Genomic DNA, 16,299 nt, shown 5'->3' with positions numbered 1-16,299 from the left:
TCATTTTAACCTATCAGCGTTTTATCGAGTATCATATTTACTTCATTTAAACTATCTTCAGTATCTAATAGAAGTACTAACGTATCATTAGCTTCAATAACTGTAGAACCTCCTGGACGTACAAATTTATTATTTCGCTTAATCATTACAATAAATGCCGACGTAGGAAAATGTAAGTCTATAATTCGTTTGTCTACGGCAAAACTATTGGGAGGTATTAAGATTTCTTCCATTGCTGATTTAGGCAAATTAAGAATATAGCGATCATTCTCTGCAATAGGTTTTACTTCTTCTGGCAAAGCCACATTTAACCATTTTGCAAAAAGCGATAAGGTTGTTCCTTGAATTAAAACAGAAGTCACTGAAATAAAGAATACAATATTGAATATCATATTTGCTTTATCAATGCCTGCCAAAAGTGGATAGGTCGCAAATACTATCGGAACGGCACCTCGTAAACCAACCCATGAAATATAAAAGCGTCTTCTCATTTTCATTTTGAAAAACATGAGACTTATTAACACTGCTGCTGGGCGTGCGACAAGAATAAGGAATACGGAGATTAACAATCCGATTCCCATATAAGGAATAATTTGAGACGGAAACACAAGTAAACCTAAAGTAAGGAATAATACAATTTGCATTAACCATGCTATTCCATCAAACATTTTTAGAATTGTAGATTTATGTATTAAATCTTGATTTCCTAAATACACGGCACATATATAAATGGCTAGAAATCCATTTCCACCGACAAAATCAGTCGCCGAAAATGTAATAAACATCAGCGCAATTACTAAAACAGGGTAAAGTCCTTCGAAACCTAACTTAATTCTATTAATAATAATCCTACTCAATTTACCAAAGGCAAAACCAGCAATACCACCTAAGATCATCTGTTGAAAAAACATGAAAATCATAGTGGGAATACTTTGATCCTGATTTATTACTAAACTTAAACACGCTAACGTTAGCACATAAGCCATAGGATCATTACTTCCGCTTTCTAACTCTAATGTTGGTCTTAAATTCGTTTTTAATGCTAAATTTTTCGAACGTAAAATAGAAAATACGGCAGCTGCATCTGTAGAAGACACAATGGAACCTAATAATAGACTTTCATAAATAGTAAAATCTGTAACAAACCAAACAAATATACCAAGTGTTGCTGCTGTAAGAAAAACGCCTAGCGTGGATAAAACAAGTCCTTCTCTAAGAATGGGTTTTATGGCTTTAAAATTGGTATCTAGACCACCAGAAAACAATATAAAGTTAAGAGATACAATCCCTATAAACTGCGCTAATTTAGGATCATCAAAACGAATACCACCAATACCGTCTGAACCGGCTAACATTCCTATAGCTAAAAAGAGTATTAATGTTGGGACTCCAAATTTATAAGATGTTTTTCCGACTATAATACTTATAAAAAGTAATAAAGAACCTATTAAGAGGATGTTTTCAGTGGTTAAATTCATACGCTACTAGCTAAAATTAGCAAATACAAATTTAGGTTTTTTATTAAAAAAAAGTGACTAAATAAGAGTTTTAAAACGTAGTCCTTCAATTAATTATCAACTTCTAATAAACAGGGTTAAATTCAACAATTTTGATAAAACTAAACCACTATAATTACTATATCTATAGTTGCATAAACGCGTTTTAATTATCCGTAAATATAAAGCTAACTATAATGTAATCAAAGCCTTCTTGGCTTCCTTAAATTCAGTCACCATTTCATTAACAATCTCAGAAACCGATTTTACATCATGAATCAAGCCTGCAATTTGTCCAATCTCTAATTCACCGTCGTCTAAATCACCTTCAAACATACCACGTTTGGCTCTAGCTCTTCCTAATAAGTCTTTGAGTTGTTCTGGTGTTGGACCCGTTTTATAGAGCTCTTGTAAGTCGTTGTAGAATTTATTCTTTATTAATCTAACAGGAGCTAATTCTTTTAAAGTTAATTGCGTGTCACCTTCTTTAGCATCAACGACCACCTGTTTAAAAGCTTGGTGTGCTGAGGATTCTACACTAGCTACAAATCGGCTACCAATTTGCACGCCATCGGCACCCAAAATCATGCAGGCTAACATCGCTTTACCTGTGGCAATACCTCCTGCTGCGATTAAAGGAATCTCAAGTTGTTCTTTTACCATTGGTATCAATGTTAATGTGGTGGTTTCATCTCTTCCATTATGGCCACCAGCTTCAAAACCTTCGGCTACAATAGCATCGACTCCAGCGTCTTGTGCTTTTAAAGCGAACTTTACACTACTTACCACATGCACTACTGTAATCCCTTGGTCTTGTAACCATTTGGTCCATGTCTTCGGATTTCCGGCAGACGTAAAAACAATTTTCACACCTTCTTCAACAATGATATCCATAATTTCTTGAACATTAGGATACAACATTGGCACGTTAACACCAAATGGCTTGTCGGTTGCCGCTTTACATTTTTGAATGTGTTCTCGTAAAACATCAGGATACATAGAACCTGCTCCAATTAATCCTAATATTCCAGAGTTACTTGCTGCAGAAGCTAGTTTCCAGCCGCTGTTCCAAATCATTCCTGCTTGAATAATTGGATATTTTATATTGAAAAGTGATGTGATTCTATTTGCCATAGTTTGAAATTATATCTGTTGTAAAAACGTATAAATTTCGGCAATTCAAGTGAATTTCACGATTGAAAATGAGGATAATTTTTATTGTTCTAAGGGAATTATAGTTCACTCTGTTCTCTATACAATTTCTCGTTACTCGAAATCACTCGAACTGACGTACATTATTCATTAGAACTTTTAATGAATTTTAATGTTTTTGAAATGTTCTGAGTCGAAAATCTAATCAAATAAATTCCAGCTGTAAAACTTGAAACATTTATCGTTTTAGAATTTTCGGTTATAACCTGATTCAAAATTTCTTGACCTAATTGATTATAAACTGAAACCTCTAATTGATTTACAGTTGAGGGTAAGACGATGTTCAAATTCGATTTTACCGGATTGGGATAAAATATAAAATCGCCAAGCTGTTCTTCATCCAGTGATAATGCTAAGTTCTTTGCTAGATCTAAATCCGGAATACCGTACCCTAAAAAGTCATCCGGGGTATTAAACTGTGAGGCTGATTGCCTAACGTAGTCCTTTATTTCGGTTGGTGAAGCATTTGGTAACGCTTGCCATAATGACGCGATACCTCCACAAAGAATTGGACTACTGAACGATGTCCCATTATTTTGGACAATACTATTAAATTCACTGACGACATAAGCAGCTCCACCTCTAGCCACCACATCTGGTTTTTGATATCCTATTTGTGCTATTCCACCTTGTGAACTGAACGACACATAATCTCCATTTCCATCTACACCTCCAATTGATAACACATCTGGAGAATCTCCGGGTGCACCAACAGTCTGCCAATCGGTTGCACCAGCATTACCTGCACTTACAACCACTAAAATGCCTTTCTCAGCAGCAATTGAAGCCCCTTTTGAAATATAAGCGGTTTGCCCATTCATATCTGCTGGCGAATAACTATAATTAGAATTGTCATAAGTGGTATACCCTAAAGACGTATTAATTAGATCTACCCCTAAACTATCTGCTCGCTCTGCAGCTTCTACCCAATAACTTTCTTCTACTGGATTTTCACTTCCCGAATCTTCCGTTCTAAACAAATAGTAGGATGCATCTGGTGCTGTTCCTACAAACTGATCTTGTACAAATGCTGCCATCGTACTCAATACTTTTGTACCATGATTACTCCCTGTAAATGCATAAACATCTGAAGTTCTATCTACAAAATCATAACCATCTAATAAATCATTATTCTCTCGTAAGCGCTGAAATGCTCCCATAGTATTTACATTAGGAAATCCAGAATCCATCACAGCAATGGTAATGCCTTCTCCTGTATAATCTGCTAAATGCAGATTATCTGCATTAATCATTTCTACCTGATTTTGCGTATCTCCATAAGTAAAAGCAATAGTTTCATCTTCGATTTCTGTTTTATTTAATCGTGATGCCCTTCTTGAAGCTGTATTTAAATTTTGATTAGCAAAATCAATAGTTTCAACAAACGTTAAATTACTCAAAGCTTTAATATTGTCTTCCGTTCCTCTGACATGAGCAGCATTAAACCACTTCGATTTTGCCAAAACCGTGATTCCTGTTTGGGCTTTTAAATCTGAAATGTAAATTTCATTGACTGGTACATCGCGTTCATCAATCGTAATATTATGCCTCTGTTTTCTGTCTATTGCTTTTTGAGTAAGAATACTTGTAGGATTTGCTAGTACTGTTGAAACATTTGGTTTGTCAGTAAGATAAATCCAGGCGTCTTCTTGAGCAAAACTCTTGGTAATAAAAATTAAAAGTAATACTGTAAAAATATTTTTCATAAGACTATATATCTAACTTGTTTTCGAGACCATTTTTAAGTAGAAAAAAATTAAAAATCACTCGAAATGACGACCTCTATTTTATCTATTAGAAAGTTAATTGAAAGGCAAGTTAAGAAATAACTCCTGACCCTAATAATTCGTCTTCTATATACCAAGCCACAAATTGGCCTTCGGTAATTGCGGATTGTTTGTTTTCAAATTCTACATACATCCCTGTAGCGACTTTATGTAAAGTTGCTTTTTCTAAGGTTTGTCTGTAACGGATTCTCGCCATTACCTCCATGGTTTCTCCTTCGTTTATCGCTAAATCTTCACGTACCCAATGCAATTCTTCATTAGTCACAAATAACACATTTCTGTATAAACCTGGATGTTTTTTACCTTGCCCTGTGTAAATTACATTGTCTTTTACGTCTGTATCAATAACAAATAAAGGTTCTACTGTTCCGCCAACTCCTAAACCTTTTCGTTGTCCTTTGGTAAAATAATGTGCGCCTTGATGTCTACCGACTACTTTTCCGTCTGTTAAACTATAAACCGTTTTTTTAGACAAAAATTCTAATTCGTTTTCTTTTGAATCGAATTCTGGAAGCGCTTGACTATAAGTTTCAAACGTATCTGCCACCTCAACAATATCACCTGCTTTGGGTTTTAATTGTTGTTGTAAAAATTCTGGTAATCTTACTTTTCCTATAAAACACAAGCCTTGAGAATCTTTCTTCTCAGCCGTAATTAAATCTTGAGCTTTCGCAATTTCCCTCACTTCTGGTTTTTGCAATTCACCAATAGGAAATAAAGCTTTCGCCAATTGTTGTTGTGATAATTGACAGAGAAAATACGATTGATCTTTATTATCATCTGCACCAGCTAACAACTGATGGATTTGTTTTCCGTCTTTTTCAATGGTTCCTTTTCTGCAATAATGACCCGTAGCAACGTAATCTGCTCCCAACTCTAAAGCGATATCCATAAAGACATCAAACTTTATTTCACGATTACAAAGTACATCTGGATTTGGTGTGCGTCCTTTTTCATACTCATTAAACATATAATCTACAATACGCTCTTTGTATTGAACGCTTAAATCGACCGTTTGAAATGGAATCCCTAATTTATCTGCCACCAACATGGCATCATTACTATCTTCTAACCATGGACATTCATCGGAGATGGTTACAGAATCATCGTGCCAGTTTTTCATAAACAGACCAATAACTTCATAACCTTGCTCTTTTAAAAGATAGGCTGCAACACTAGAATCTACTCCGCCTGAAAGTCCTACGATGACTCTTTTCATATTATTAATCTCTTTTTATCTGAACGTCAATTCGAATGATCTCGATTTTTCTATCGGAATTCTATCGAGAACATTCTTAACTTAAATTACTTCTCGATGCAAAATTCATAAAAAAATGAATTTCACTCGATGTGACACAACTCTACTAAAGAGAAACGTCATTCTTAGTTCGAAAATATTCGGCAAAATTACAAAATAAAAAAGGCAATCCTATTAAGATTGCCATTCTGAAATTCTATACAGAGCATAGCTTTAAGCTATTCTTTCTTAAATAAGACTTCTTGTGTGGTATGGTCTATTTTTTTTGAGAGTTCACCATCTTTATAATATTTCCAAACTCCGTTTTTTTGGCTTTTAATATAATTTCCTTCTGAAGTTATATTACCTAAAGCATCATAATTAATAGTTTTACCTTCCAACTCGTCGTCCTTATAATGCGTATGTCTTAACACGACACTTTTTTCGGAAAACCATTTTGATTCACCATCTAGTTTACCATTCCTATAATTCGCACTTTCTGCAACCACTCCATTTTTAAAATACACAAAGCGTTCACCATGCAGCAATCCATCATCATTATAATTCTCTACAATCATTTTAGCAGAAGCGTTTTTATGATAAAACGTCCATTGTCCCATAAATTGTTTGCCACTCATTTTACCTTCGCTAATCACTTTTTTATTTGAAGCTAGAAAAGTAACATCAGCAATACTGTCGTTTTCATTAAAGACTTTTACAGCACTTAGCACACTTTTTCCTGAAGACAAGGTGTAGAATTTGAATGAGTCGACTTCCTTACCATGTTTAAAAGAGCCTTCATAACGTTTCTGTTTGGTGTTATGGTAGTTTTTAGTCCATTTACCGTGCCTTAACCCGTCTTTATCAAATTGATTGACTGAGTTTTGCGCATAAGCAGATGTTAAAAATAGTGTTAAAGTGAAAAGTGCAAAAACTTTTTGTTTAATCATTATGTATTTTTGTTAAACAAACCAATCAAGGTTTGAATGTTGAACAATATAAAAACTCAAAACAATGAAAATTATTTCAAAAAACTTCAAATTACTTACAGTATTTCTATTGGTTATAGGTTTTACTTCTTGTAGTGATGATGATGACAACACGACAACGCCAACTCCTACAACTGTAGTTGATATCGCTTTAGAAAACAATTTAACGAGCTTAGCTGCTGCATTGCAAGCCACTGACTTAGTAACAACCTTACAAGGTGAAGGCCCTTTTACTGTATTTGCACCTAGTAATGCTGCATTTGCACAATTATTATCAGATACTGGTTTAGATCTAAACAATTTATCTACAGCAGAAAATGCCTTGGTAAAAAATATTTTATTAAACCATGTAATAATTGGCATAACAGTAACATCAACAAATTTAGTTGACGCTGAATCGGGTTATACCAATACAGCTGCAACAGGACCTAATGGAGCTAACTTAAGTTTATACTACACAACTTCTAATGGAGTGATGTTAAACGGTTCTTCTACGGTAACTAATGCTGATAATGTTGCAAGTAATGGTATTGTCCATATTGTTGATGAAGTCATTGGCTTACCAACAATTGCGACGTTTGCGACAACCAATCCTGCTTTATCAAATTTAGTAGCGGCATTGCAATTGGCTGATACAGGTACACCAACAGTGCCATACATTTCTACAGTATCTGATGCTTCTGCTGGACCATTTACAGTATTTGCACCAACTAATGATGCATTTGCTAATTTATTATTGGAATTAGATCCTTCTGGAAATACTGCTCTTGGTGATTTAGACCCAGCAACAGTTGATGCGGTTCTAACCTATCATATTGTAAGTGGCAACATACAATCTAGTGACTTACCAAATGGAGCTGTTATGACTTTAGGTGGTGAAATAACTGCTGACAACACTGCTTTTACGTTAACAGATCCTAACGGTCGTATTAGTAATATTGTGACTAGCTTAGTAGATATTCAGTCGATGAATGGTGTGGTACATGTTATAGATACTGTACTTCTACCAATGCAATAATACTAGTAATGTTAAGGTTGACAACCTTATTTTAATAATTTGTTTAATTAGTTAGATAAAGGCTTAAACTGTAAAAGGTTTGAGTCTTTCTTATTGTAATACTTTAGAAAAATAAATCCGTCGATGCCCTTTTGGGAAATCTTTAATTTCACCAATAACTTTATAATTATTCTTAATATAGAAATCTTCTGCCTGAAAATCAAAAGTATCAACCATTGAAATTGAAGCTCCTTTTTTCTTTGCTTCATTTTCAAGATGATTTAAGAGGCTTCTTCCATGGCCTTGGTTTCTATAATTTTCATCTACCCAAAGAATTTTAATCTATAAGCCATTCCAATAATTGATGCCTGCTAAAACTCCGCCAATGACATCGTATTTTTCATTTTTTATACTAAATTCTAAAGGTGTCCAAATAGGTGATAGTGCAGAAACTTTGTCTAAATTATAAGCGTTAAGACCATCAACTATTGTTTTAATATCTGCTTTATTACAAATTTCAATTTTCATCTGTATGAGGTATTTAATAAAAATAGCCTCAACAAGATGTTGAGGCTATAATTCCTATAAGAATAGAAAGCTGAAATAATTATTTCTTCTTCCCTTTTTGTTGTACTTGTTTTTGTTGCTCAGCTTGCTCCATCATTTCAGCCATTTTCTTCTGAAACTTGTTTTGTTTCTTAGGCTTCGTTTTGCTGACTTCAATTTTAGCTAACACTTTATCCTCATCAATTATGTAGTTTTTAATAACTAACATAATACCAATACTAATTAAGTTAGATATAAAGTAATACAAACTTAAACCTGAAGCATAGTTATTAAAGAATACTAACATTAAAATTGGAGAGAAGTAAATCATATACTTCATCATTTTAGCCATATCTGGCATCCCTTCTTGTGTTGGCTGTGTTGCCATTTGTTGACCTGTCGTCATTTTCATGTAAAAGAAAATAGCGATTGCAGCTAAAATTGGGAATAACGCCACGTGATCTCCATATAATGGAATATGAAAAGGTAAATCTAAAACAGAATCATAAGAACTTAAATCGTCTGCCCATAGGAATCCTTTTTGTCTTAACTCAAAAGCTGTTGGGAAAAACATAAATAAGGCATAGAATACAGGAATCTGCATTAAACCTGGCAAACAACCACTCAGCGGACTTGCGCCTGCTCGGCTTTGTATGGCCATAGTTTCTTGCTGTGCTTTTAACTTATTGTCTTTGTACTTTTCTCTTACAGCATCTAATTCTGGCTTTAAGATCTTCATCTTAGCTTGCGATAAGAATTGCTTATACTGTACAAATGATAATACAATTTTAACCAAGATAGTCATCACAATAATTGCAATACCATAAGATGGTAAGTGTTGACTTAGAAAACCAAACAATGGAATGAATAAAATTTTATTTATCCATCCAAAAATTCCCCATCCAAAAGGAATACTTTCTTCTAAACCTTTATCGTAATCTTTTAATGTTGCGTTATCTGTAGGCCCATAATACAAACCTAAGTTTTGATTTAACTCACCACCATTAAAAGCTAATGGCATTTTAGACGTGTATAACTTAGTAAATAAAGTATCTATTTCTTCATCCTCTACTAAATCTAAAGAGGTCACTGCTACTTTTTTAAACGGGCTATCATTAGCCACTAAAATAGAACTAAAGAAATGCTGTCTATAAGAAAGCCATTCTACATCATCTACCGTTTCATCATCATCACTAGCTTGTGATAATTTATCGACTTTACCATCATCGTACATGTACGTTAATCTGGTATAACGATTCTCGTAACTTATACTTTTAGAATGACGAATACTTTTTTGTTTCCAATCTAACTCAATAGGTTGAGACGTATTAAATACTCCACTTAAACCTTGTGATTTAATTGAAAAATCAATCATATAATCATTAGGCTTCAACTCATAACGGTATTCTAAAAATGCCGTTTCAGACACTTTAAGTTTCATAGAAACTATTGTGTTCTCACCACTTTTAGTTACACTTGGTTGAAAAGGGAAATCTTGCGTATTTAAAGTTCTATTATCCGATGTTCCGAAGGTAATATTAAAAGCACTATTATTATCCCTCACCATATAAACTGGTACAGAATCGTAATCCACAAAGTTTTTCAGCTTTACTTCTGCTAAGTGACCACCTTTGGTATTAAACTTTAATTCAAAAACATCGGTTTCAACCGTTGTAAATTTGTCTCCTACAGTTGGTAAGGTTAATGCATATGCGAAAGAACCTACTTTATTTTGAAGTGCAACTTTTTGTGTAGAATCTAAAACTTGCGTATTTGCAGAATAATCTGAAGACGACGTTACTAAAGTTTCATTTTGCTTACTTTGATTTTTTTCAGCTTCAACCTGCTCTTGTTCTGCTATTTTCTGAGCTTCAAGTTCTTCTGGACTTGGTTGATTTTGGTACATAATGTACAATAGTATACCAAAAATAAGGACAAAACCTATTATTGATTTAACATCGAATTTCTTTTCTTCCATCTTTAATTTTCAATTTTAGACCTGTCATGTTTTTTAAATCTGACAGGTCTTATATGGTAATAATTGAACAACCCAAAAAACTGTCCAAAATTAATTTTACGCCAAAGTGACATATTAATTATTACTTTTTCTTCTTCTTATATTTTAAAGCAGCACCAACAAAGGCTACAAATAAAGGATGTGGACTTTTCACTGTACTCTTATATTCTGGATGATATTGTACACCAACAAACCAATCGTTTGCAGGAATTTCTACAATTTCTACTAAACCAGTTTCAGGATTAAGGCCAGTAGCTTTCATTCCTGCTTTTTCAAATTGCGCTTTATATTCGTTATTAAACTCAAAACGATGTCTGTGTCTTTCTGTAATAGTGTCTGTTTTATAAACCTTGTAGGCAATACTATCTTTTTCGATATTACAATCCCAAGTTCCTAAACGCATGGTTCCTCCTTTATTAACCACACCTTTTTGTGATGCCATTAAATTAATTACAGGATCTGGGGTACGCTCATCCATTTCTACAGAATTCGCATCCTTAAGGTTTAGTACGTTTCTAGCATATTCTATCACTGCCATTTGCATACCTAAACAAATTCCTAAAAACGGAATATTTTGTTCGCGTACAAAACGTACCGCATCTATTTTACCTTCAATACCACGTTCACCAAAACCAGGTGCTACTAAAACACCATCTAAATGACCTAATTTGAATTCTATATTACTTTGTGATAAATATTCAGAATGAATTGGTTCTACATTAACCTTAACTTCGTTTTCTGCACCTGCATGAATAAACGATTCTAAAATAGATTTATAAGAATCTTGAAGTTCTACATATTTACCAATTAAGCCAATGGTAACTTCACTTTTAGGATTCTTATGACGTTTTAAAAATTCGTTCCAACGTCTTAAATCTGGCACATCACTTTTAAGTTGCAACTGATTTAAAACCACTTTATCCAAACCTTCTTCTAACATTAAGTTTGGTACATCATATATGGTAGAAGCATCAATAGACTCTATAACCGCTTCCTTTTTTACATTACAAAAACGCGCTAGTTTGGTTTTTATACCATCGCTAAGCGGATGCTCTGTTCTACAAACTAATATATCAGCTTGCACACCACTTTCCATCAATGTTTTTACACTGTGTTGGGTTGGTTTGGTTTTTAATTCACCTGCAGCAGAAAGATACGGTACTAATGTTAAGTGTATAACACATGTATTGTGTTCACCTAAATCCCATTCTAACTGTCTAACAGCTTCAATGTATGGTAAAGACTCAATATCACCAACGGTTCCTCCAATTTCAGTAATGACGATATCGTAATCGCCAGAATTCCCTAGAATTTGGATTCTTCTTTTAATCTCGTCTGTAATATGAGGAATGACTTGTACCGTTTTACCTAAAAACTCGCCACGCCTTTCTTTATCAATAACACTTTGGTAAATTCTACCTGTAGTTACGTTATTAGCTTGTGATGTTGGTACGTTTAAAAAACGTTCGTAATGACCTAAATCTAAATCAGTTTCCGCTCCGTCATCCGTTACGTAGCATTCGCCATGCTCGTAAGGATTTAAAGTACCAGGATCAATGTTAATGTATGGGTCTAATTTCTGAATGGTTGCTCTGTAACCTTGGGCTTGCAAAAGTTTAGCCAAAGAAGCAGCTATAATGCCTTTTCCGAGAGAAGAAGACACGCCTCCTGTTACAAAAATATATTTAGGGTTTGTGGTCATGATGCGCTTTTAAACGCAGGCAAAATTACGAAATTTAATGAGTTATTCTCTATTTGTTTATGGTTTGTTAATATGTTATTATTTCTATCGATTAACACAACCAAATAATAAGCTTAGTTACTGACTTACAAAACATTAAAAATAAATACCTATTACACATTAGAATCTAAGAATGAACTTACTCTACTTTTAAAAGCAAAAGGCATTTCTATGTGGAATGATTTAACCCAATATATAAGACATATACCCTATGAAAGAAACAGTAACCGTATCAATTTATTTTTAGTTATTACCGAGCAAAAAAAATCTTGTAGCTCTAAACGCTCATTTTAAAAACATACAGTTCACTTAAAGTAAATAAATTAGGTTACCGATAGCAACTGCACCTGTTAAACAACCTAATATAAAATCCATTTTAGTTGCAATAAATGTAAGTTTATGTTCAATTCTACTAGCGACTGTGGCATACAACGCATATAGTGTAAATGAACCTATTGTAGAACCGACTGAAAAATAAAAACCATTTAGGAAAGAGTATTCAAAATAGCCTAACACTATTAAAAAAGAAATAGATGTAAAATAAAATGGAATCGCAAAAGTATTGAGTAGCGACATACCGATGCCATGTAAATAAGCCTTCGACTTCTTAATTTTTACTTTTATTTTCTGCTTTCTTGAAATAAAATGTAATCTAAAAAAATAAATAGATATCAGGAATAAAATTCCTGTACCAATCTTTTGAATATTAGTAATGTATTCTGAATTTTTCATCAAAACACTTGATAGGTAAGCACCAATATTAGCTTGAAAAAACAATACTGTAGCAAAACCTCCAATAAGATATAAAGCCGATTTTCGACCACTTTTCAAACTGAATTTAACAACTGTTATATTTAAAAAACTAGGCACAATACTCCCTGATGCGGCAATAACAAATCCTAAAAGTAAGCACGTAAAGAAGTTCATAATTTATGTCTTGCCACAAAGAAACAATTTAGAGTGTTAGTATATTACTGCGTTTCATCTTTGTTGTAACTCAAAAGGATTCTATTAGGTGATTAACGCTATTCATTACCTATCATCACTACAACCCTGAAGTTATCTATGATAAAGAACATTAAACTTACTTTTTAAAATCTCGGCGAATCGTATAAATCAACTCCTCTAAGCCGTAGATTTTTATTTCGCACTTGTGTCATCATACAACCAAGAAGAACGTATAGATTTCACATTGCGTAACGTTGATTACAAAAGAATTAAAAATGACATTTTCTAGAACACTAGAACAAGAGATTGAATTCTTTCAGGCTGCTAATTTTAATGTGAACTTAGATAAAGGGTATATGAAATTTGAGTGGTTGAATTTTAAAAAAAATACAGCTACCTTTGTTTAACGTTTAATACAAAACACCTATACTCAGCTTACCGAAGTAGTAAAACGTTTTATATAAATGAGTCACTGTACACAAGCTAATGAAAACCAAATTACATATTTTTAAAACTGTTGCAAAACATTTAAATTTCACAAAAGCTGCCGAACAATTATATCTCTCACAGCCCGCCATATCAAAAGCCATTAAAAATTTAGAGCAAGATTATAAGACCACATTATTTATTAGAAAGCGGAATTCAATAGAATTAACAACAGAAGGAAAATCATTTCTTATCTACACGAATAAAATATTGGCTATTTATGCTGATATGGACGAGAAATTTCTTCATAAAAAAGATGCCTTTCCAGAGGTCATCAACTTTGGTATAAGCACCACTTTATCCAATTATATTATTCCTAAAATAATTGCAAAATTTAGAGTACAATATCCTGAGACAAGATTTAACATCATAAGTAATAATTCTGAAAACATAGAAAGCTTAATTCTAAATGAAGACATAGATTTTGGAATTACAGAAGGAAGTACTTCGAACCCAAAATTACAATTTGAAAAGTTTATTAAGGATGAAATTGTCTTGGTAACAAATGTTAAGAATAATACGTTTCAAAAAGGAAGTATAGATATTAAAACCCTACAAACCATTCCCATGGTAGAACGTGAAAAAGGCTCAGGTACAAAAGTAATAATAGACACCTTTTTAATGAATCATAAAATTACAAAACTTAATTCTGTTGTATCTTTCAATAGTACTGAAGCTATTAAAAATTATTTATATCATTCCGACCATTACGCACTGCTGTCCATCAATTCTATTTCTGATGACTTAATAAATAACAAACTTAAAATCATAGACATAAAAAATTTAAGTATTGAAAGGTGGTTTTATTTTGTAAAAAGAACTGGATATATTTCTAATTCTTTTGAATATTTCAAAAAATTTATTCGACTAAACCATAACTTTTAGTTATCTCAAAGAACTAATTACTTTGCTTAAAAGTTATTTAAGCATATTACTTTTGTATCAAATACTAACAAATGATATGAAAGCTATTTTCTCAAAAACAATTTACCTCCTTATAATAGCAATTATACTTTTAGGATTTATAAACAGCCCAACAGCATTAATTCTGGGTTTTATTTATACGCTTATTTTCAAAAATCCGTTTAAGGCATATAGTCACAAAGCCATTCATTTTTTTCTAAAAATTTCGGTTGTCGGATTAGGTTTTGGAATGTTTATTAAAGAAACTATTGAAACAAGTAAAGACGGTTTAAGTTTAACCATATTCTCTATATTTTTAACAGTAGCAGTAGGTTTATTACTAACAAGACTTCTAAAATTAGATTTAAAATTAGGACATCTTATTACTTCTGGCACTGCAATTTGTGGCGGAAGCGCCATCGCCGCAATTTCACCAGTTATTAAAGCCAAAAACAAAACAATAAGTATTGCCTTAGGCATCGTATTTCTATTAAACTCTATTGCTTTATTTGTATTTCCTGCTATTGGTCATTACCTAAACTTATCACAAGAACAATTTGGATTATGGTGTGCTGTAGCCATACACGACACAAGTTCTGTGGTTGGGGCGACGTTAGGTTATGGAGAAGAAGCTTTACGAATAGCTACCACAGTAAAATTATCTAGAACGTTGTGGATTATTCCCTTGTCAATTTTCTCAATGTTTCTTTTTAAAACGAAAGGAGAAAAACTTAAAGTCCCTTATTTTATTCTTTTATTTATTGCAGCTATTGTTATTAATAGCTTTCATATTTTACCAGAATCAACGACTCAGCTTATGGTATCAATGTCTAAAAGATTATTAATAATAACATTGTTTCTTGTAGGTGCATCCATTTCAATAAAAGACTTAAAATCTACAGGATTAAAGCCTCTTTTTTTGGCGCTAACGTTATGGGTATTTGTTTCCATATTTTCATTGGTCTATATTTTAAACTAGACTCAATATAAAATCCTCATAAAATTAATTGCTAAAACTAAAACTGATCATTGCTTTATACAAAGAATCCATATATCTACTTTTTAAAATCTCTACGAATTGTATAAATCAACTCTTCTAAGCCATTGATTTTTATTTCGCACATTTGTGCCATCATACGACCAAGTTTTCCTTCAGGAAATCCTTTTTGTTGATACCAGATGTAATAATGTTCTGGAACATCTATTAAGTATTGATTTTTGTATTTGCCAAAAGGCATTTTGTAATGCGCCAATTCAATTAAAACTGTGCCGTCTAATTCCATTTTAATTAAATTTTAGTTTAGATAAAAGCCACTAAATTATTGCGACTTATAGTCTTCAAATTTCTTAAGTTCAATTTGAATTGTTTTTTCCCATTCTTCTTGCATGGCAGTATTCATAGAATGGTTGGTTTGCTCGTCGTAAAGTTTTTGAGTTTCACTTACGGCTTCATTAATTTTAGCATGCAACCTACTCATCTGTTCTTTTACATTTTGGTTAACAATCAACTTTATTATTTGCGCTCTAAATTGACGTGCATAAAGTTCCGTTATATCGAAATGTAACTGCTCATGAGCTAAAATATGACCATTCCCTTTTTCTTTTATATACCAAGATTTATTGGGATAAAAGTGCGCTTCTACAGTGGTAGAAAAATCAACGATTCTTTCACCAGATGTTTTTACAGCATACCCAAAAGTAATACCCGAAGCGGTAACAGCAACAGCATTAGACTCTAAACTTGGTGGCGCTTTAAAGTCGGCCCAAGTTAGTTTAGTTCTTTCATTCCAAGTTACAGATTCTTCATTAGAAGTGCTTCCTAGTAAAAGTAGGGTTATAATTATAAGTAGATTTTTCAAGAGTAATTATTTCGAATTAAATGTAAAATCTTTTCCGATATTAGAATACTAAATACGCCATAAGACTAGGAAATCACTATT

General features: G+C 32.8%; 16 protein-coding genes. 4 read left to right on the top strand and 12 right to left on the bottom strand.

Annotated elements, in window-relative coordinates; translation table 11 throughout:
• Positions 1-5: 5 nt before the first annotated feature.
• The 5 genes from ADIWIN_RS13790 to ADIWIN_RS13770 all read right to left on the bottom strand — a co-directional run bounded on the left by ADIWIN_RS13790 (position 6) and on the right by ADIWIN_RS13770 (position 6,682).
• Positions 6-1,478: a potassium/proton antiporter gene (locus tag ADIWIN_RS13790; RefSeq protein WP_020896759.1), complete on the bottom strand. Its 1,473-nt coding sequence runs from the start codon at positions 1,476-1,478 to the stop codon at positions 6-8.
• A gap of 210 nt (positions 1,479-1,688) precedes the next feature.
• Positions 1,689-2,630 (bottom strand): NAD(P)H-dependent flavin oxidoreductase, encoded by a 942-nt coding sequence (locus tag ADIWIN_RS13785; protein WP_020896758.1) that lies wholly within the window; start codon positions 2,628-2,630, stop codon positions 1,689-1,691.
• A 161-nt stretch (positions 2,631-2,791) separates the two neighbouring features.
• Positions 2,792-4,414, bottom strand: a complete 1,623-nt coding sequence (locus ADIWIN_RS13780; protein ID WP_020896757.1) for a S8 family serine peptidase — start codon at positions 4,412-4,414, stop codon at positions 2,792-2,794.
• A 112-nt stretch (positions 4,415-4,526) separates the two neighbouring features.
• On the bottom strand, positions 4,527-5,714 hold the full coding sequence (gene mnmA / locus ADIWIN_RS13775) for a tRNA 2-thiouridine(34) synthase MnmA (RefSeq protein WP_020896756.1): 1,188 nt from the start codon (positions 5,712-5,714) through the stop codon (positions 4,527-4,529).
• 257 nt (positions 5,715-5,971) lie between these two features.
• Positions 5,972-6,682 carry a toxin-antitoxin system YwqK family antitoxin gene (locus tag ADIWIN_RS13770; protein WP_020896755.1) on the bottom strand — a complete coding sequence of 237 codons (711 nt, stop codon included), beginning with the start codon at positions 6,680-6,682 and terminating at the stop codon, positions 5,972-5,974.
• A 64-nt stretch (positions 6,683-6,746) separates the two neighbouring features.
• Here ADIWIN_RS13770 and ADIWIN_RS13765 point away from each other — a divergent pair, with 64 nt between their 5' ends.
• Positions 6,747-7,739: a fasciclin domain-containing protein gene (locus ADIWIN_RS13765; RefSeq protein ID WP_020896754.1), complete on the top strand. Its 993-nt coding sequence runs from the start codon at positions 6,747-6,749 to the stop codon at positions 7,737-7,739.
• A 90-nt stretch (positions 7,740-7,829) separates the two neighbouring features.
• Here the strand turns inward: ADIWIN_RS13765 and ADIWIN_RS22200 are convergent, their stop codons facing one another.
• The 5 genes from ADIWIN_RS22200 to ADIWIN_RS13745 all read right to left on the bottom strand — a co-directional run bounded on the left by ADIWIN_RS22200 (position 7,830) and on the right by ADIWIN_RS13745 (position 12,949).
• On the bottom strand, positions 7,830-8,054 hold the full coding sequence (locus ADIWIN_RS22200) for a GNAT family N-acetyltransferase (protein ID WP_369021497.1): 225 nt from the start codon (positions 8,052-8,054) through the stop codon (positions 7,830-7,832).
• Positions 8,055-8,060: 6 nt separating this feature from the next.
• The gene (locus ADIWIN_RS20905) at positions 8,061-8,246 is read right to left on the bottom strand and encodes a hypothetical protein (protein ID WP_020896752.1); all 186 of its coding nucleotides are present in this window, start codon (positions 8,244-8,246) and stop codon (positions 8,061-8,063) included.
• Positions 8,247-8,325: 79 nt separating this feature from the next.
• Complete coding sequence (gene yidC, locus ADIWIN_RS13755; protein WP_020896751.1) at positions 8,326-10,242, bottom strand: membrane protein insertase YidC; 1,917 nt, start codon at positions 10,240-10,242, stop codon at positions 8,326-8,328.
• A gap of 121 nt (positions 10,243-10,363) precedes the next feature.
• Positions 10,364-11,983, bottom strand: coding sequence for a CTP synthase (gene pyrG, locus ADIWIN_RS13750; RefSeq protein WP_020896750.1), 1,620 nt, complete (start codon positions 11,981-11,983; stop codon positions 10,364-10,366).
• Between the two features lie 348 nt (positions 11,984-12,331).
• The gene (locus ADIWIN_RS13745; RefSeq protein ID WP_020896749.1) at positions 12,332-12,949 is read right to left on the bottom strand and encodes a LysE family transporter; all 618 of its coding nucleotides are present in this window, start codon (positions 12,947-12,949) and stop codon (positions 12,332-12,334) included.
• 296 nt (positions 12,950-13,245) lie between these two features.
• Here ADIWIN_RS13745 and ADIWIN_RS21670 point away from each other — a divergent pair, with 296 nt between their 5' ends.
• The 3 genes from ADIWIN_RS21670 (at position 13,246) to ADIWIN_RS13735 (ending at position 15,338) form a co-directional block, all read left to right on the top strand.
• Entirely contained in the window at positions 13,246-13,377 is a 132-nt protein-coding gene (locus ADIWIN_RS21670) for a hypothetical protein (protein WP_262507765.1), read from the top strand.
• Positions 13,378-13,456: 79 nt separating this feature from the next.
• Positions 13,457-14,341, top strand: a complete 885-nt coding sequence (locus tag ADIWIN_RS13740; RefSeq protein ID WP_020896747.1) for a LysR substrate-binding domain-containing protein — start codon at positions 13,457-13,459, stop codon at positions 14,339-14,341.
• 76 nt (positions 14,342-14,417) lie between these two features.
• Positions 14,418-15,338, top strand: a complete 921-nt coding sequence (locus ADIWIN_RS13735) for a YeiH family protein (RefSeq protein WP_040757378.1) — start codon at positions 14,418-14,420, stop codon at positions 15,336-15,338.
• A 76-nt stretch (positions 15,339-15,414) separates the two neighbouring features.
• Here the strand turns inward: ADIWIN_RS13735 and ADIWIN_RS13730 are convergent, their stop codons facing one another.
• Both ADIWIN_RS13730 and ADIWIN_RS13725 read right to left on the bottom strand, forming a co-directional pair.
• Complete coding sequence (locus ADIWIN_RS13730; RefSeq protein WP_020896745.1) at positions 15,415-15,642, bottom strand: DUF3820 family protein; 228 nt, start codon at positions 15,640-15,642, stop codon at positions 15,415-15,417.
• 36 nt (positions 15,643-15,678) lie between these two features.
• Complete coding sequence (locus ADIWIN_RS13725) at positions 15,679-16,218, bottom strand: DUF922 domain-containing protein (protein ID WP_020896744.1); 540 nt, start codon at positions 16,216-16,218, stop codon at positions 15,679-15,681.
• Between the last annotated feature and the right edge of the window lie 81 nt (positions 16,219-16,299).

The sequence above is a fragment of the Winogradskyella psychrotolerans RS-3 genome, from assembly GCF_000427335.1.
Taxonomy (GTDB): domain Bacteria; phylum Bacteroidota; class Bacteroidia; order Flavobacteriales; family Flavobacteriaceae; genus Winogradskyella; species Winogradskyella psychrotolerans.
Note: the sequence above shows the minus strand (reverse complement) of the source record. Positions and strands in the feature narration are given on the sequence as shown.

Bases quoted from the DNA above. Each gene is read 5' to 3' on its own strand.
- ADIWIN_RS13765 (WP_020896754.1), top strand. From the start codon at position 6,747: ATGAAAATTATTTCAAAAAACTTCAAATTACTTACAGTATTTCTATTG.
- ADIWIN_RS13770 (WP_020896755.1), bottom strand. From the start codon at position 6,682: ATGATTAAACAAAAAGTTTTTGCACTTTTCACTTTAACACTATTTTTA.
- ADIWIN_RS13740 (WP_020896747.1), top strand. From the start codon at position 13,457: ATGAAAACCAAATTACATATTTTTAAAACTGTTGCAAAACATTTAAAT.
- ADIWIN_RS13790 (WP_020896759.1), bottom strand. From the start codon at position 1,478: ATGAATTTAACCACTGAAAACATCCTCTTAATAGGTTCTTTATTACTT.
- ADIWIN_RS21670 (WP_262507765.1), top strand. From the start codon at position 13,246: ATGACATTTTCTAGAACACTAGAACAAGAGATTGAATTCTTTCAGGCT.
- mnmA (WP_020896756.1), bottom strand. From the start codon at position 5,714: ATGAAAAGAGTCATCGTAGGACTTTCAGGCGGAGTAGATTCTAGTGTT.
- ADIWIN_RS20905 (WP_020896752.1), bottom strand. From the start codon at position 8,246: ATGAAAATTGAAATTTGTAATAAAGCAGATATTAAAACAATAGTTGAT.
- ADIWIN_RS13780 (WP_020896757.1), bottom strand. From the start codon at position 4,414: ATGAAAAATATTTTTACAGTATTACTTTTAATTTTTATTACCAAGAGT.
- pyrG (WP_020896750.1), bottom strand. From the start codon at position 11,983: ATGACCACAAACCCTAAATATATTTTTGTAACAGGAGGCGTGTCTTCT.
- ADIWIN_RS13735 (WP_040757378.1), top strand. From the start codon at position 14,418: ATGAAAGCTATTTTCTCAAAAACAATTTACCTCCTTATAATAGCAATT.
- ADIWIN_RS13745 (WP_020896749.1), bottom strand. From the start codon at position 12,949: ATGAACTTCTTTACGTGCTTACTTTTAGGATTTGTTATTGCCGCATCA.
- ADIWIN_RS13730 (WP_020896745.1), bottom strand. From the start codon at position 15,642: ATGGAATTAGACGGCACAGTTTTAATTGAATTGGCGCATTACAAAATG.
- yidC (WP_020896751.1), bottom strand. From the start codon at position 10,242: ATGGAAGAAAAGAAATTCGATGTTAAATCAATAATAGGTTTTGTCCTT.
- ADIWIN_RS13785 (WP_020896758.1), bottom strand. From the start codon at position 2,630: ATGGCAAATAGAATCACATCACTTTTCAATATAAAATATCCAATTATT.